This window comes from Stenotrophomonas sp. SAU14A_NAIMI4_8, from assembly GCF_003086695.1.
Classification (GTDB): Bacteria; Pseudomonadota; Gammaproteobacteria; order Xanthomonadales; family Xanthomonadaceae; genus Stenotrophomonas.
Genome location: NZ_CP025999.1, coordinates 736,323 through 750,876, shown reverse-complemented (window position 1 = coordinate 750,876; position 14,554 = coordinate 736,323). Strand labels below are relative to the sequence as shown.

Annotated in this window: 12 protein-coding genes and 1 riboswitch; of the genes, 6 read left to right on the top strand and 6 right to left on the bottom strand. The window is 67.6% G+C overall.

Annotation, left to right across the window (positions count from 1 at the left end; all coding sequences use genetic code 11):
- Nucleotides 1–13 precede the first annotated feature (13 nt).
- Nucleotides 14–158: riboswitch (FMN riboswitch) on the bottom strand.
- 295 nt (nt 159–453) lie between these two features.
- The 3 genes from C1930_RS03260 (at nt 454) to C1930_RS03250 (ending at nt 2,848) form a co-directional block, all read left to right on the top strand.
- Nucleotides 454–1,077 (top strand): outer membrane beta-barrel protein, encoded by a 624-nt coding sequence (locus tag C1930_RS03260; protein ID WP_108771080.1) that lies wholly within the window; start codon nt 454–456, stop codon nt 1,075–1,077.
- 102 nt (nt 1,078–1,179) lie between these two features.
- On the top strand, nt 1,180–2,061 hold the full coding sequence (locus C1930_RS03255) for a hypothetical protein (protein WP_108771079.1): 882 nt from the start codon (nt 1,180–1,182) through the stop codon (nt 2,059–2,061).
- Nucleotides 2,062–2,263: 202 nt separating this feature from the next.
- Nucleotides 2,264–2,848 (top strand): hypothetical protein, encoded by a 585-nt coding sequence (locus C1930_RS03250; RefSeq protein WP_108771078.1) that lies wholly within the window; start codon nt 2,264–2,266, stop codon nt 2,846–2,848.
- A gap of 130 nt (nt 2,849–2,978) precedes the next feature.
- On the opposite strand, the gene ribD is transcribed toward C1930_RS03250, so the two are convergent.
- The 5 genes from ribD to glyA form a co-directional block, all read right to left on the bottom strand.
- Nucleotides 2,979–4,064, bottom strand: a complete 1,086-nt coding sequence (gene ribD, locus C1930_RS03245; protein WP_108771077.1) for a bifunctional diaminohydroxyphosphoribosylaminopyrimidine deaminase/5-amino-6-(5-phosphoribosylamino)uracil reductase RibD — start codon at nt 4,062–4,064, stop codon at nt 2,979–2,981.
- Nucleotides 4,065–4,194: 130 nt separating this feature from the next.
- Entirely contained in the window at nt 4,195–4,716 is a 522-nt protein-coding gene (nrdR, locus tag C1930_RS03240) for a transcriptional regulator NrdR (protein ID WP_108748499.1), read from the bottom strand.
- Nucleotides 4,717–4,811: 95 nt separating this feature from the next.
- A complete protein-coding gene (locus C1930_RS03235) occupies nt 4,812–5,246 on the bottom strand; it encodes a hypothetical protein (RefSeq protein ID WP_108771076.1) in 435 nt (144 codons plus the stop codon).
- Nucleotides 5,239–5,706, bottom strand: a complete 468-nt coding sequence (locus C1930_RS03230; RefSeq protein ID WP_108771075.1) for a hypothetical protein — start codon at nt 5,704–5,706, stop codon at nt 5,239–5,241. Before C1930_RS03230 ends, C1930_RS03235 begins: the two co-directional genes overlap by 8 nt.
- Before the next feature lie 129 nt (nt 5,707–5,835).
- The gene (gene glyA, locus C1930_RS03225) at nt 5,836–7,089 is read right to left on the bottom strand and encodes a serine hydroxymethyltransferase (protein WP_108748496.1); all 1,254 of its coding nucleotides are present in this window, start codon (nt 7,087–7,089) and stop codon (nt 5,836–5,838) included.
- A gap of 304 nt (nt 7,090–7,393) precedes the next feature.
- On the opposite strand from glyA, the gene C1930_RS03220 reads away from it, so the two are divergent.
- Nucleotides 7,394–10,579: an autotransporter domain-containing protein gene (locus tag C1930_RS03220; RefSeq protein ID WP_108771074.1), complete on the top strand. Its 3,186-nt coding sequence runs from the start codon at nt 7,394–7,396 to the stop codon at nt 10,577–10,579.
- Nucleotides 10,580–10,729: 150 nt separating this feature from the next.
- On the opposite strand, the gene C1930_RS03215 is transcribed toward C1930_RS03220, so the two are convergent.
- Nucleotides 10,730–11,209, bottom strand: coding sequence for an RcnB family protein (locus tag C1930_RS03215; protein ID WP_108761215.1), 480 nt, complete (start codon nt 11,207–11,209; stop codon nt 10,730–10,732).
- A gap of 255 nt (nt 11,210–11,464) precedes the next feature.
- Between C1930_RS03215 and ettA the strand changes: the two genes are divergently transcribed.
- Complete coding sequence (gene ettA / locus C1930_RS03210) at nt 11,465–13,129, top strand: energy-dependent translational throttle protein EttA (RefSeq protein ID WP_108748493.1); 1,665 nt, start codon at nt 11,465–11,467, stop codon at nt 13,127–13,129.
- A gap of 91 nt (nt 13,130–13,220) precedes the next feature.
- Nucleotides 13,221–14,537, top strand: coding sequence for an NCS2 family permease (locus tag C1930_RS03205; protein WP_108755389.1), 1,317 nt, complete (start codon nt 13,221–13,223; stop codon nt 14,535–14,537).
- Nucleotides 14,538–14,554: the final 17 nt, after the last annotated feature.

Genomic DNA, 14,554 nt, shown 5'->3' with positions numbered 1-14,554 from the left:
GAAGGCCCTGTGGCACCGTCTTCTTTCATCCGGACTATACCGTCGGCTCCGGCATTGGACCGGATCTGCTGACCCCCGGCCGTGGGCCGGGGCGCTCGCGGGCTCGTGCTTGCGCACCTACCGCCGGTGGGGAATCGCACCCCGCCCTGAAGACGTTTGTGTACCGGCGAACCGGCCCGCCTAGTGTACCAGCCCAGACTGAACGGGGTTCCCCTGGGGTCGGATCCCTTTCCAGCGGAAAGGGCTCTGACCCCATTGGCCTATTCCTCCCCGGGGGTCAGAGCCGTTTTCCTTCGGAAACGGATCTGACCCCGCCCACCGCCCCCAGCTGTGACGGGCGTCGCTCGCAATCTGTAAATTTTTCATTAAACTCCCGGTTCGGACGACATGACGTCGCCACGGGCTGCCACGACGGTATCCCGCCAATGGACTGAAATTCTTACAGGAACTTCCATGCGCAAGATTCTGATCGTGGCCGCCCTGCTGGCCGTTGCCCCGCTGTCGGCCAAGGCCGAAGCCCTGAGCTACACCTACGTTGAAGGTGGCTGGACCCAGTTCAAGACCAGCGACGACGACCTGAACGATCCGAAGATCGACGGCGGCTACCTGCGCGGTTCGATCGCGCTGGCCGAGCAGGTGCACGTGTTCGGCGCCTGGAACTACGCCAGTAAGTCCTACGACTACACCTACGGCACCTTCAAGCTGGAACTGAACCAGCCCGAGCTGGGCATCGGCTACCACATGCCCTTCAGCGACCGCGTGGATTACACCGCCGACATCGCCTGGGTGCGCCAGCAGGCCGAGCTGACCGTGAAGGACGTGGACTTCGGCCGCCTGACCAGCAAGGACCACACCAACCTGGTGCGCGCCACCATGGGCCTGCGTGGCAAGCCGTCGCGCATGACCGAAGCCTGGATCAAGGCCGGTTACATGGACGGTGGCAATGAATTCGAAGGCACCTGGGTCGGCTCGGTCGGCGGTCAGATCAACTTCACCAAGACCTGGGGTCTGGTGGGCGAAGTGGCCGGTTACCGCGACGTCACCCAGTTCTCCGCCGGCGTGCGCGCCAGCTTCTGATTGCTCGATCCTCGTCGTGTAATCGAACGGGCCCCGCAAGGGGCCCGTTTTTTTTCATGCGGATGGGCTAGGCTTGCGCGCCTCTGGAACAGGAAATCCGTCATGAAGACCCCCCTTCGCACCCTGCTGGCCACCGCGCTGATCGGCGCCCCGTTGCTGGCCGGCGCCGCCCCGGCCGCGCTGACCCCCGAACAGACCTTCGACCTGTACGCGCGCGCCCTGCTGGAAGATGACACGGCCGCCACCGCACGCTTGAACGAAGCACTGAAGCCGGCCTTCAACGGCGAAGACGCGCTGAGCCCGCCGGCCGGTGCGCTGGCCAAGGCGCTGGCCGAACCGTGGCAGGTGGTGCTGGCTGGCGCTGGCGCCAAGGCCGACCCGGCCGCCGCCGAGGCGATGTACGCCAAGGCCCTGCAGGGTTCGCAGTGCCGCGCCACCGGCAGCCAGGTGGAAGACAACGAATACGTGGATGACCAGAAGATCGCCACGGTGCAGTTCCGCTGCCAGGCGGTGGATCTGTCCGGCGTGCGCCCGCTGTTCGCCGAAAGCCTTGCCGAAGGCACCCCGGCCACGCGCATCCGCTTCACCCAGGCCTACACCCAGGCCCTGCAGAGCGGCCCGCGCCAACCGATCACCGGCAGCCTGAAGCTGTACACCGCCAAGGACGGCGCGTTCTGGTACAGCGCCAACTTCGACGATCTGATCGGCCCGGTGGTGGGCGCGCTGGCACCGTTCGACGAATGGATGCAGGACGCCGCCGCTGCCGATGCACCGAAGGTGACCGGCGTTCCGGGCTGCGACCTGCTGCTGCAGCAGCACCGCAGCTGCGTGGCGAAGATCGCCCCGGACCAGATCAGCGGCGTGGATGCCATGGCCGAGGAACTGAAGGCAAAGGCGCAGGTGCAGTCGGCCGAGGCAATGACGCAGGAATGCAAGGCACTGCGCCCGGTGGCCGAAATGATGTGGACCGACGAATGCGCGTGACGTGCTGGCGCTGAGCCGAGGGGGGCTGGCGGCCACCGCGCTGCTGGCCCTCGTTGCGGCCGCGGCTGCCGCATGGCCAACCCTGGGCCGCTGATCGCCACGGTGGCCGCTGTCTTCCTTTCATTCTTCGAATGGAACGAACACCTGCCCGACGACGCGGACTGATGCCGCGCCCGATCTTTGCCCGTCAAGGAGTCGCCCGTTGCCACGCCTGCCACTTGCCCTGTTGTTCATGGCGTTTTCTGCGTCCGCTCAGCCCGCGCTTCCCACGGCGGAACAGAGCTTTGACCTGTTCGCGCGCTTCATGCTGGAGGGCGATGCAGATGCCGCCGCGCAGGTCTCGGAGCTGACCGGCGCGCCGCTGCGCAGCGAACGCTGGGAAGATGCAGTGGACCGGGTGGTGCTGGGCGATGCGCCGACTGACGACGCGCGCACCCGGTTGGGCCGCGAGCTGTCACGACAGATCGCGCTGGCACTGCGGCAGACCCAATGCCGCAGCACGGGCAGCGAGCGCCGGGACAACGACGGCCTGCAGATTGCCATTGTTGATTACGCCTGCCAGATGCCCGATCTGGCCGCGCAGGGCGATGCTGCGCCGGCCCGTGCAGATAGCGAGCACGACGCGCTGTCGGATGTGCGCGCGGCCATCACCCGCCTGCAGCACGCGCCCAGCCGCGCACAGACCCATCAGGTGATCCTGGCACGCAACAGCGACAGCGATCCTTGGATACCGCAGGATCTGCCCCCGCTGCACGTGTGGGTGGAGCGTCTGCTGCTGCCCGAATAATGACGGCCGTTGGCTGCAGCTGCTCGGGCGCTGTGTGTCGCTCACACAGGTACTGCAATCGACGGTGCCGATGGCGCTGCTGGAAGACGAGTAGATCCACGCCATGCGTGGATGGGCGCCCACCGGAGTGTCACGCGCGCAGCAGCAACCGCAGGTCCTGGCCCACCTGGCGCTGATCGACCACGCGCAAGCGACGCTGCTGCTCCATCGCGTCGATGCCCAGGCCAGCAAGCAGCGGTCGACCGTTGTCACCCAGCAGCGTTGGCGCCTGGTACAGCAGCAGCTCATCCACCCAGCCGCCGCGCAGCAGCGCACCGGCCAGGGTGGCACCAGCTTCGGTATGCACTTCGTTGATGCCGCGCTCGGCCAGCAGCGCCAGCACGGCGCCCAGATCCAACCGCCCATCCACGCTGGGCACACTGGCGAACTCGGCATCGGCTGCATCCGGTGCGCTCACCGCCGCATCGTGCAGGTACAGCGTCGGCGCCCCACCCTCGCGCACGCGGCTGCATTCCAGCGAGCGCAGGCGCGCGTCGAGCACCACGCGCAGCGGCGGCAGCACCTCGGTGTCGGCCAGGCGCACGGTCAGCATCGGGTCGTCGGCCAGCACGGTGTCGGCGCCGGTCAGGATGGCGCCTGCGCGTGCGCGCCAGTGCTGCACGTCTTCGCGTGCCGCCGCGCCAGTGATCCACTGCGACGTTCCATCGGCCATCGCGGTGCGACCATCCAGGCTGGCGGCCAGCTTGACCCGCAGCCACGGCCGGTTGCGTTCCACCCGCGACAGGAAGCCCTTGTTCAATTCGCGCGCCTGCGCGGCCATCAGACCTTCGGCGACTTCAATGCCGGCCGCACGCAGCAGATCGAAGCCACCGCCATCGACCTGCGGGAACGGATCGCGCATCGCGGCGACCACGCGGGATACACCCGCTTCGATCAGCGCAAGCGCACACGGTGGCGTGCGGCCGTAGTGTGCGCAGGGTTCCAGGGTGACGTAGGCGGTAGCGCCACGCGCCTCGTCGCCCGCTTCGCGCAGCGCGAACACCTCGGCATGCGGGCCGCCGGCACGCTGGTGCCAGCCTTGCCCGACCACGCGCTCGCCGTGGGCGATGACGCAGCCGACCATCGGATTGGGGCGGGTGGTGTAGGCGGCACGCTCGGCCAGGCGCAGTGCGTTGGCCATGTGCAGGTGGTCGAGGGCGGAGAACGGGGTGGTCATGGCGCCATGGTAACGCCGTCGATCCCGCCGGGCATGGCCCGGCGCTACCGGCGATGTTGGTAGATCCACGCCATGCGTGGATGGGCGCCTCCGTGCCAACCAAGGTTGGCACCTACCATGGCGGTGGCGGTCAGCCCTTCTTCTTCTTGGTCAGGGCGATCACATCGCCCAGCAGCTGCAGCTGTTCGGTGCTGGACGGCAGGTCGCGTTCCAGCTTCTCGATCTCCTCGCGGAAATCGGCCACGTCTTCGAAACTGCGGTACACCGAAGCAAACCGCACATAGCCGACATGATCGAGCTTGCGCAGTTCGTTCATCACGAACTCGCCCACCTTGATCGAGGGCACTTCACGTTCGCCGCTGATACGCAGCTGATGCACCACCGCGCGCACCGCCGCTTCGATCTTCTCTTCCGGCACCGCGCGCTTCTGCAGCGCGCGGTCGAAGCCGGCGCGCACCTTGCGCTGGTCGAACGCCTCGCGCGTGCCGTCGCTTTTGACGATGGCCGGCAGCTTCAGTTCGACGGTTTCCAGCGTGCTGAAGCGTTCGTTGCAGGCTTCGCACTCACGCCGACGACGGATCGTCGCGCCGTCTTCAGAGACGCGCGAGTCGATGACCCGGGTATCGGCATGTTGGCAGAAGGGGCAATGCATGGAACGCCTGGCTCAGGGGACGAACGAGCTGCCACGGTCATGGCAGCGTCGCAACGGTACCTGAGAAGCCCTTGGGCGGCAAATAGTTGTCCACGTCACACCGTGTTCGGGGCATGCCGCAGCCATAGCAGATGGGCTGCGGGAACCAGCATTGGCGGCCCGAGGACCAGGTAGCCCAGCACCTGCCACGGGCTGCCGGTGGCCCAGGCGAAACCGATGTAGCCCACCACCCCCAGCGCCGCCAACCCGCCCAGCGCCAGCCCGATCCACGGCAGCGCGCGGGTGTGCCGCAAGGCCGCGCGGCCCTGCCGCAGGTAGCACACGCTCAGCCATAGCCAGCCGACCAGCCCCGCCAGGCCAGCGGCCGACCACAGGAACAGCACGGCGCCCTCGTCGTCGCGCATGAAGGCGCTGCGGGTGAGGAAGGTATAGACCCCGAAGCCGGCCACCAGGCCGCCGGCCAGCAGCGCGGGCAGCCCGAACAGCAGGCCATGTGCAATGTAGATGCGCCGATGCGTGCGCTCATCCATGCTCGCGGCCCTGCGCACCGGACGATACCGGCCCCAGCCAGCGCAGCCAGAACAGCACGGTGGCGGGCACCAGCAGCGAGGGCCCGGCGAACAGACCGTTCAGTACTGTCAGGCCCAGTTCGGAGAAATAAGTCAGTGCCAGCACCAGCATCGGCAGCGTGGCCAGCATGCCCAGGGCCAGCTGCCACCACCAGCCCGACCAGGCCGCGCGCAGGCCGGCGAAGCCTTCGCGCAGCCAGAATGTACTGAGCATCACCCAGGCCAGCAGGCCCGACAGGCCGGCCAGCCCCCACAGCAGCAGGCCGCTGCCGAAGCGCAGGCTGTCTGCGTCGACGCGGATGAAGGCGAACACGCCCATCATGGCGGCGATGAAGGCGCCGACCGCGCCCAGCAGCAGGCTGGGCAGGCCGAACAACACCGCCAGGGCGATGTAGATGTGTTTGAGACGGCGCTCGTCCATGCGCGGGGTTCCTGCTGGCGGGGTCAGAGCCCTTCCCATGCGGGAAGGGATCCGACCCCGGGGTCGGCTGGTGGGGTCAGAGCCCTTTTCTTCGGAAAGGGATCCGACCCCGGCCCTTCCCTGCGGCAATCAGCCGTAGACCGGGTACTTGCGGCACTGCGCGCTGACGGCATCGCGCACGCGGGCGATGACGGCTTCATCGGCCGGGGCGTCGAGCACGTCGGCGATCCAGTTGGCCAGGTCCACGCAGTCCTGTTCGACATACCCGCGGGTGGTGACCGCCGGGGTGCCCAGGCGCAGGCCCGAGGTCACGAACGGCGAACGCGGGTCGTTCGGCACCGAGTTCTTGTTGACGGTGATGTGGGCCTTGCCCAGCGCGGCTTCCGCGTCCTTGCCGGACACGTCCTTGCCGATCATGTCCACCAGCATCAGGTGGTTCTGGGTACCGCCGGAAACGATCTTGTAGCCACGCGCGATGAGCGTGGTGGCCATCGCCTGGGCGTTCTTCACCACCTGCTGCTGGTAGGCCTTGAAGCCCGGCTCCAGCGCTTCCTTGAAGGCCACGGCCTTGCCGGCGATGACGTGCATCAGCGGACCGCCCTGGATGCCCGGGAACACGATCGACTGCAGCTTCTTGACCAGGTCTTCGTCAGCACCCTTGGCCACGATGATGCCGCCGCGCGGGCCGCGCAGGGTCTTGTGGGTGGTGGAGGTGACCACGTGCGCGTGTTCCAGCGGGCTGGGGTACACGCCGGCGGCGACCAGGCCGGCCACGTGGGCCATGTCCACGAACAGGTAGGCACCGACCTTGTCGGCGATGGCGCGGAAGCGCGCCCAGTCGATCACCTGCGAGTAGGCCGAGAAACCGGCCACGACCATCTTCGGCTTGTGCTCCAGGGCCAGGCGCTCGACTTCGTCGTAGTCGATCAGGCCCTGGTCGTTCACGCCGTACTGCACGGCATTGAACAGCTTGCCCGAGGCATTGACCTTGGCACCGTGGGTCAGGTGGCCGCCGTGGGCCAGGCTCATGCCCAGGATGGTGTCACCCGGCTGCAGCAGGGCGAAGTACACGGCCTGGTTGGCCTGCGAGCCGCTGTGCGGCTGCACGTTGGCATAGTCGGCGCCGAACAGCTGCTTCAGGCGGTCGATCGCCAGCTGCTCGGCGATATCCACGTATTCGCAGCCACCGTAGTAGCGCTTGCCCGGGTAGCCTTCGGCGTACTTGTTGGTCAGCTGGCTGCCCTGGGCTTCCATCACCGCCGGGCTGGTGTAGTTCTCGCTGGCGATCAGCTCGACGTGGTCTTCCTGGCGCTGGGTTTCGGCGGCGATGGCCTTGGCCAGTTCGGGATCGTAGGTTTCGATGCGGACGTCACGCGGGAACATCGGTCACTCCAGGCAGTAGGGGGACAGCGGGCCCGTAATTGTAAGCGCGCCGGGGGGCGGCGGCGACCGCGGCCAACGGGGCTTGGCGCGGCGTACATGGCATGATGTGCTGGCCCTGCTGCGTGCCGACGGGCGCCGGGGGCTCCGCGCGGCCCAACCACCCAATTCAAGGAAGCGTGACCGGCTTCCTTGCTATTTCATGATTTTTTGTTAAGCAACCTAAAGCCTGCCGATCTGCGGCCGATACGCCCTGTCCAAACAGGGGAAATCACGCGTGATCCATTCGTACCAGGCTTCGCCGGCAATGACGCTGGCTGTTCGTCGCACCACTGCTTCCACCCGCCGCCGTGCAGCCGGCGCCTCGCTGCTGGCGCTGGCCGTGGGTCTGGCCATGAGCGGCCAGGCGGCCGCGCAGGCCACGGTCATCACCGAGCGCGATCCTTCGGTACTGGACGGCACCTGGTTCGCGCCGGGCGGCTGGACCAACGGCACCCCGCAGCTGACCGTTGAAAACTACGCGTACATCGACAGCCCGATCCCGGTCGTGGTGGATGTACCCAACGCTGTGTCGTGGCGGATCGACGTCGGCCACGCCGGCAGCGGCGAACTGCTGATCCACGATGGCGGCATCCTGGAGAGCACGGCCATCTTCATCGCCACCCAGCCCGGCTCCACCGGCAAGGTGACCGTGACCGGTGCCGGATCGAAGTGGATCGGCAACAACAGCATTGGCGTGGGCCACTTCGGCAACGGCACGCTGGACGTGCTGGCCGGTGGTGAAGTGGACAATGCGCAGGGCACCTGGGTGGCCTCTGAACTGGGCAGCACCGGCGTACTGACCGTGGCCGATGCCGGTTCGCGCTTCGCGACCGATCTGATCCACGTGGGCGCACAGGGCGCGGGCACGGTGAACGTGCGCGCCGGCGGCAGCTTCGAGACCGGCGTGGCGCGCCTGGGCAGCTACGCCGCCGTGGCCCACGGCGAAGCACTGGTAACCGGTAGCGGTTCCAGCTGGTTGAACAACAGCGACCTGTTGATCGGCTTCACCGGCACCGGCCGCATGGTGGTTGAAGACGGCGCGACGCTGACCGTGCTGGGCAGCACCCAGCTGGCCCAGCAGCGCCACACCCCCGGCGTTTCCGATGCCGTGCTGGAACTGCGCGGCGCCGGCACGCACGCCAGCACCGGCTACATTGCCGTGGGCCAGAACGGCGTGGCCGAACTGAACGTGCTGGACGGCGCGCAGCTGACCGCCGGCGATGTGGGCGTGGGCGAAAACACGCTGGGCGACGGCACCTTCCGCCTGGCCGACGCAGGCAGTTCGGCCAGCATCGGCCGCCTGACCATTGGCAACTTCGGCACCGGCGCGGTGCAGGTGAGCGACGGTGCGGTACTGAACGTTGCCGGCGTGCTGGGCCTGGGCGGCGCCAGCGGCAGCAGCGGTTCGCTCACCATTGGCCCGCAGGGCACGCTGAACCTTGCCGGCGGGCAGATCTACCGTGGCGGCGGCAGCGCCAGCGTGCTCATCGACGACGGCACCCTGCACTTCACCAACACCGCCTTCACCAGCAACGTGGACATGCAGTTGAACGGCATTGCCACGCTGGACACCGACCAGGTCGATGCACTGTTCAGCGGCACCCTGACCGGTGCCGGCACGCTGCGCAAGATCGGCAGCGGCACCCTGACCAGCTACGCCGACAACCGCTACAACGGCGGCACCCTGGTGGAACAGGGCACGCTGGTGCTGGCCGGCAACGGCGCGATCCGCGGTTCGGTGGACGTGGCCTCGGGCGCGACGCTGAAGCTGCAGCGCAACGGCCATACCGTGTTCGCCAATGTGCTGTCCGGCGCCGGCGATGTGGTCAAGCTGGACGCGGGCCTGCTGACCCTGCTGGGCGACAGCAGTGGCTTTACCGGCACCACCCGCGTGCAGGCCGGTGCCATGGAAGTGCGCGGCAGCATCGGTGGCCTGGTCGACATGGCCGCCGGCACCGAACTGACCGGTACCGGTGAACTGGGCAACGTGATCATCCGCAGCAATGCCAGCCTGGCCCCGGGCGTGACCGGCGCCACCGGCAGCTACGACCTGCTGTCGATGACCGGCAACCTGCTGATGGAAAACGGCTCGCGCTACCTGCTGGATGTGGGCGCCGACGGCGGCAGTGACCGCGTACTGGTCGGTGGCACCGCCACCCTGCAGGGCGGCAACACGCTGGCCCTGGCCAGCAATGGCGAGTGGTCGCCGCGCACCCGCTACACGATCCTGAGCGCCGCACAGGGCGTGCAGGGCACGTTCTCGGGTGTCTCCACCACCCTCGCCTTCCTGAGCCCGACCCTGGACTACGACGCCAGCAACGTCTACCTGACCCTGGCCCGCAACGACATCGCGATGCCGGACATCGAACTGGCCTTCCCGGACGTTGTGGTGAATGACAACCAGAAGGCCGTGGCCGGCGCGGTGGAAGCGCTGGGCGATGGCAACGCGGTCTACGACGCAGTGGTGCGCCTGGACGTGGCCGACGTGGTGCCGGCGTTCGACAGCCTGTCCGGCGAGATCCATGCGGCCAACCGTGGCGCCCTGCTGCAGAACCGCTTTCTGCACGATGGCATTGACCGCCATCTGGATGGTGCGGCGATGGCCGGGCAGATCGCCCCGGGCGTGCGTGCGTGGGTGGCCGGCAGCAGCAGCCAGCGGCGCACCGATGCCAGCGCACAGAACGCCGGGCTGCGCAGCTCGCAGCACGGGCTGATGGCCGGTGCCGGCTGGATGTCCGGCGATGCACTGGAACTGGGCGTGGCCGCAGGCCAGCAGCAGCTGGTCAGCCGCCTGGCCCAGCGCGATGCACGCGCCGAGACCGACAGCACCGAGTACGGCGTGTACGGCCAGTACCGCTGGCAGGGCCTGAGCCTGCGTGCTGGCGTCAGCCGCGCCGACTACCGCACCGACAGCACCCGCACCGCGCAGGTGGGCAGCACGCTGTCCGAAGGCCTGGCCGCGCGCGAAGACGCCACCGGCACCACCGCCTTCCTGCGTGCTGGCTGGACCTTCGGTGGGCCGCGCCTGCAGCTGACCCCGGAACTGGAGCTGGCACAGGTGCGCCTGCGCAGCGACGGCAGCCAGGAACACGGCGGCCACAGCGCGCTGCAGCTGGATGGTGAAACCGCCCGCTACCGCACCGGCCTGGCTGCGCTGCGCGCGGACTGGGACATCAGCGGTGGCCAGCGTGACCGTGCGGCACTGACCGCACGCGTGGGCTGGCAGGTGGCCGGCGGTGATCGCCTGCCGCAGGTCGCGGCGCGCTTCGTGGAAGGTACGCAGGACTTCGGCATTGCCGCCGCACCGCTGGCCCGCCGCAGTGCGCTGGCCCAGCTGGGCGTGGCGGTCAGCCCGACCGACAACAGCCGCCTGTCGCTGCAGATGCAGGGGCAGCGCGGTGATGGCCAGCGCGATGTCGGCGCACAGCTGGATCTGTCGGTGGCGTTCTAAGTACTGAAAGGGGTCGGAGCCTTTTCCGCTGGAAAAGGGTCCGACCCCGTGATGGTGGGGTCTGAGCCCTTCCTTGCGGAAGGGATCCGACCCCTGGCTGGTGGGGTCGGACTCCTTCCCGCAGGGAAGGGCTCCGACCCCGTTGCTGCATCAGCGGTTGTTGATGATGTAGTCGGCGATGATGCCGGTGGCCACGGCCACCAGCAGCATGTTGCCGCGGTCGTCGCGGATCCAGTGGTGGCCGTACGGCGGGCGACGCAGGTGGTAACGCGGGTAATCGTTCACCACGTAGATCGGGCCACGGTAGTAATCGCGGTAGCGGTGCCCACGCTGCCAACCGTAGCCCGGGCCCGGGCCATAGCCGGGGCGGTAGACCACGCGCGGCGGCGGCGCCGGGTGGTAATAGCGGCGGTCGTGGTCGCGGTTCCAGTCGCGGCGGGCATCGCGGCGATCACGTTCGTAGTCGCGACGGGCCTCGCGGACGTCGCGGCGGTACTCGCGACGGTCGTCGCGGCGGTCTTCGCGCCACTCGCGGCGGTCACGGTGGTCGTTGTCGGCAAACGCCGGGGCGACCGCGCCAAGGGCCAGAACAGAGGCCACGGCTCCGGCCATGATTCGGTTGATGCGCATGAGAAACCTCTGCTCGGGTGGGTGGTGAGGCCAATCTTGCGCATTGCGTCTGAACGGATATTGGCTGGAAACGGTTCCGATTCGCAGGATGTGACGCAGTATTCAGGCAGCGGCCAGCCCCGGGGGCCAAGGGCGGCGCGGGGAACAGGCGGTTCCGGCTATAATTGGCGGTATTCCATTTCAGTCTGTGCCCGCTGTCGTCCGGGATCTTCCCGCTGACGGACGGGTGCAGGGCCGCGCCCCTACGGAGACCTCATGTCCTCGCAATACATCTACACCATGAACCGCGTGTCCAAGGTGGTCCCGCCCAAGCGGCAGATCATCAAGGACATCTCGCTGTCCTTCTTCCCGGGCGCGAAGATCGGCCTGCTGGGCCTGAACGGCGCCGGCAAGTCCACCGTGCTGAAGATCATGGCCGGCGTGGACACCGATTTCGAGGGCGAAGCCCGCCCGCAGCCGGGCATCAAGGTCGGCTACCTGGCGCAGGAACCGGAACTGGACCCGACCAAGACCGTGCGTGAAGCGGTGGAGGAAGGCGTGGGCGAAGTGCTGCAGGCCCAGGCCGCGCTGGAAGCGGTGTACGCCGCCTACGCCGAGGAAGGCGCCGACTTCGACGCATTGGCCAAGGAACAGGAGCGCCTGGAGGCGATCCTGGCCGCCGGCGACGCGCACACCCTGGAAAACCAGCTGGACGTGGCCGCCGATGCGCTGCGCCTGCCGCCGTGGGATGCCATCGTGGGCAAGCTGTCCGGTGGTGAAAAGCGCCGCGTGGCGCTGTGCCGCCTGCTGCTGCAGAAGCCGGACATGCTGCTGCTCGACGAACCGACCAACCACCTGGACGCCGAGTCGGTGGAATGGCTGGAACAGTTCCTGGCGCGCTACACCGGCACCGTGGTGGCCGTCACCCATGATCGCTACTTCCTGGACAACGCCGCCGAGTGGATCCTGGAACTGGACCGCGGCCGCGGCATTCCGTGGAAGGGCAACTACACCGACTGGCTGACCCAGAAGGATGAGCGCCTGAAGCAGGAAGACAACCAGGAAAAGGCTCGCCAGAAGGCGATCCAGAAGGAACTGGAGTGGTCGCGCCAGAATGCCAAGGGCGGCCGCACCAAGGGCAAGGCCCGTCTGGCCCGCCTGGAAGAGCTGCAGTCGGTCGATTACCAGAAGCGCAACGAGACCAATGAAATCTTCATCCCGCCGGGCGAGCGCCTGGGCAATGCGGTGATGGAGTTCAAGAACGTCTCCAAGAAGTTCGGCGACCGCCTGCTGTTCGACGACCTGAGCTTCCTGGTGCCGGCCGGCGCCATCGTCGGCATCATCGGCCCCAACGGTGCCGGTAAGTCGACCCTGTTCAAGATGATCACCGGCCAGGAAAAGCCGGATTCGGGCGAGATCGTGGTCGGCCCGACCGTGAAGCTGTCCTACGTGGACCAGAGCCGCGACGCGCTGGAAGGCAACCACAACGTCTTCCAGGAAATCGCTGGCGGCCTGGACATCCTCAACATCAACGGCATCGAGATCCAGTCGCGCGCCTACATCGGCCGCTTCAACTTCAAGGGCCAGGACCAGCAGAAGATGGTCGGTTCGCTGTCCGGTGGTGAGCGTGGCCGCCTGCACATGGCCAAGACCCTGCTGCAGGGTGGCAACGTGCTGCTGCTCGACGAACCGTCCAACGACCTGGACATCGAAACCCTGCGTGCGCTGGAAGATGCGCTGCTGGAATTCCCGGGCAACACCTTCGTCATTTCGCATGACCGCTGGTTCCTGGATCGCATCGCCACGCACATCCTGGCGTTCGAAGGCGATTCGCACGTGGAGTTCTTCCAGGGCAACTACCGCGAGTACGAAGAAGACAAGCGCCGCCGCATGGGCGACGACGCCGCGCCGAAGCGCCTGCGCTTCAAGGCGCTGAAGTAAGGCAACCGGAAAGGCCGCGCTCGCGCGGCCTTTCTGCATTCTGGTAGGTCACCACCGTTGGTGGTGACACCCAATTGTTGTGAGAACCCCCATGTCCCTGTTCGAACGCCTGTTCCAGCTGCAGCAGCACGGCACCACCGTGCGCACCGAGCTGCTGGCCGGTGTCACCACCTTCCTGACGATGTCCTACATCGTCTTCGTCAACCCGGAAATCCTGGGAACCACGGGCATGGATGCCGGCGCGGTGTTCGTTGCCACCTGCCTGGCGGCGGCGCTGGGTTCGGCAGTGATGGCGCTGGCCGCCAACTTCCCGGTGGGCATGGCGCCGGGCATGGGCCTGAACGCGTTCTTTGCCTTCACCGTGGTCGGTGCCGCCGGCCTGCCGTGGCAGCAGGCGCTGGCAGCGGTGTTCATTTCCGGGCTGGTGTTCCTGGTGTTGTCGCTGACCGGCGTGCGCGCTTGGCTGGTGGCCGGCATTCCGTCGTCGCTGCGCTCGGCCATCGTGGCCGGCATCGGTCTGTTCCTGGCGATCATCGCGCTGCAGAAATCGGGCGTGATCATTGCCAACGAAGACACCCTGGTTGCACTGGGCCCGCTGAACACCGCGCCGCCGTTGCTGGCTCTGGGCGGCTTCCTGTTGATTGCGATCCTGGAAGCACGCCGCGTGCGCGGTGCGATCCTGATCGGCATCCTGGCGGTGACCGCCGTGGCGTGGGCGCTGGGCGATGTGCAGTTCAAGGGGCTGGTGTCTTTGCCGCCCAGCCTGGCCCCCACCTTCCTGCAGCTGGATCTTCCCGGCCTGCTGCACCATGACGGCGGCGCCCCGATCGCGGTGCTGCTGCAGGTGGTGCTGGTGTTCGTGCTGGTGGAAGTGTTCGATGCCACCGGCACGCTGTACGGCGTGGTCGGGCGTGCGGGCCTGCTGAAGCTGCCGGGCGCGCAGAAGCGCTTCGGCCGCGCGTTGCTGGCCGACAGCACGGCAATCGTGGCGGGCTCGCTGCTGGGCACCAGCAGCACCACCGCCTTCGCCGAAAGCGCCTCGGGCGTGCAGGTGGGCGGCCGCACCGGCCTGACCGCGCTGGTGGTGTCGGCGCTGTTCCTGGCCGCGCTGCTGTTCTCGCCGTTGGCGGCGATGGTACCCGGCTATGCCACCGCACCCGCCCTGCTGTTCGTGGCCGGGCTGATGCTGCGCGAGCTGGTGGAAGTGGACTGGAGCGATCTGACCGAATCGGTGCCGGCGGCGTTGTGTGCGCTGGCCATGCCGTTTACCTACTCCATCGCCAATGGCCTGGCCTTTGGTTTCATTGCCTATGCCGCGCTGAAGGCCGGTACCGGGCGCTGGCGCGAGGTGCACCCGGCGGTGTGGCTGGTGGCGGTGCTGTTCGTGCTGCGCTACGCGTTGGAATGACCGTTGAATGGGGTCAG

Bases quoted from the DNA above. Each gene is read 5' to 3' on its own strand.
- glyA (WP_108748496.1), bottom strand. From the start codon at position 7,089: ATGTTCCCGCGTGACGTCCGCATCGAAACCTACGATCCCGAACTGGCC.
- C1930_RS03260 (WP_108771080.1), top strand. From the start codon at position 454: ATGCGCAAGATTCTGATCGTGGCCGCCCTGCTGGCCGTTGCCCCGCTG.
- ribD (WP_108771077.1), bottom strand. From the start codon at position 4,064: ATGACCACCCCGTTCTCCGCCCTCGACCACCTGCACATGGCCAACGCA.
- C1930_RS03220 (WP_108771074.1), top strand. From the start codon at position 7,394: ATGACGCTGGCTGTTCGTCGCACCACTGCTTCCACCCGCCGCCGTGCA.
- C1930_RS03205 (WP_108755389.1), top strand. From the start codon at position 13,221: ATGTCCCTGTTCGAACGCCTGTTCCAGCTGCAGCAGCACGGCACCACC.
- C1930_RS03255 (WP_108771079.1), top strand. From the start codon at position 1,180: ATGAAGACCCCCCTTCGCACCCTGCTGGCCACCGCGCTGATCGGCGCC.
- nrdR (WP_108748499.1), bottom strand. From the start codon at position 4,716: ATGCATTGCCCCTTCTGCCAACATGCCGATACCCGGGTCATCGACTCG.
- C1930_RS03230 (WP_108771075.1), bottom strand. From the start codon at position 5,706: ATGGACGAGCGCCGTCTCAAACACATCTACATCGCCCTGGCGGTGTTG.
- ettA (WP_108748493.1), top strand. From the start codon at position 11,465: ATGTCCTCGCAATACATCTACACCATGAACCGCGTGTCCAAGGTGGTC.
- C1930_RS03235 (WP_108771076.1), bottom strand. From the start codon at position 5,246: ATGGATGAGCGCACGCATCGGCGCATCTACATTGCACATGGCCTGCTG.
- C1930_RS03215 (WP_108761215.1), bottom strand. From the start codon at position 11,209: ATGCGCATCAACCGAATCATGGCCGGAGCCGTGGCCTCTGTTCTGGCC.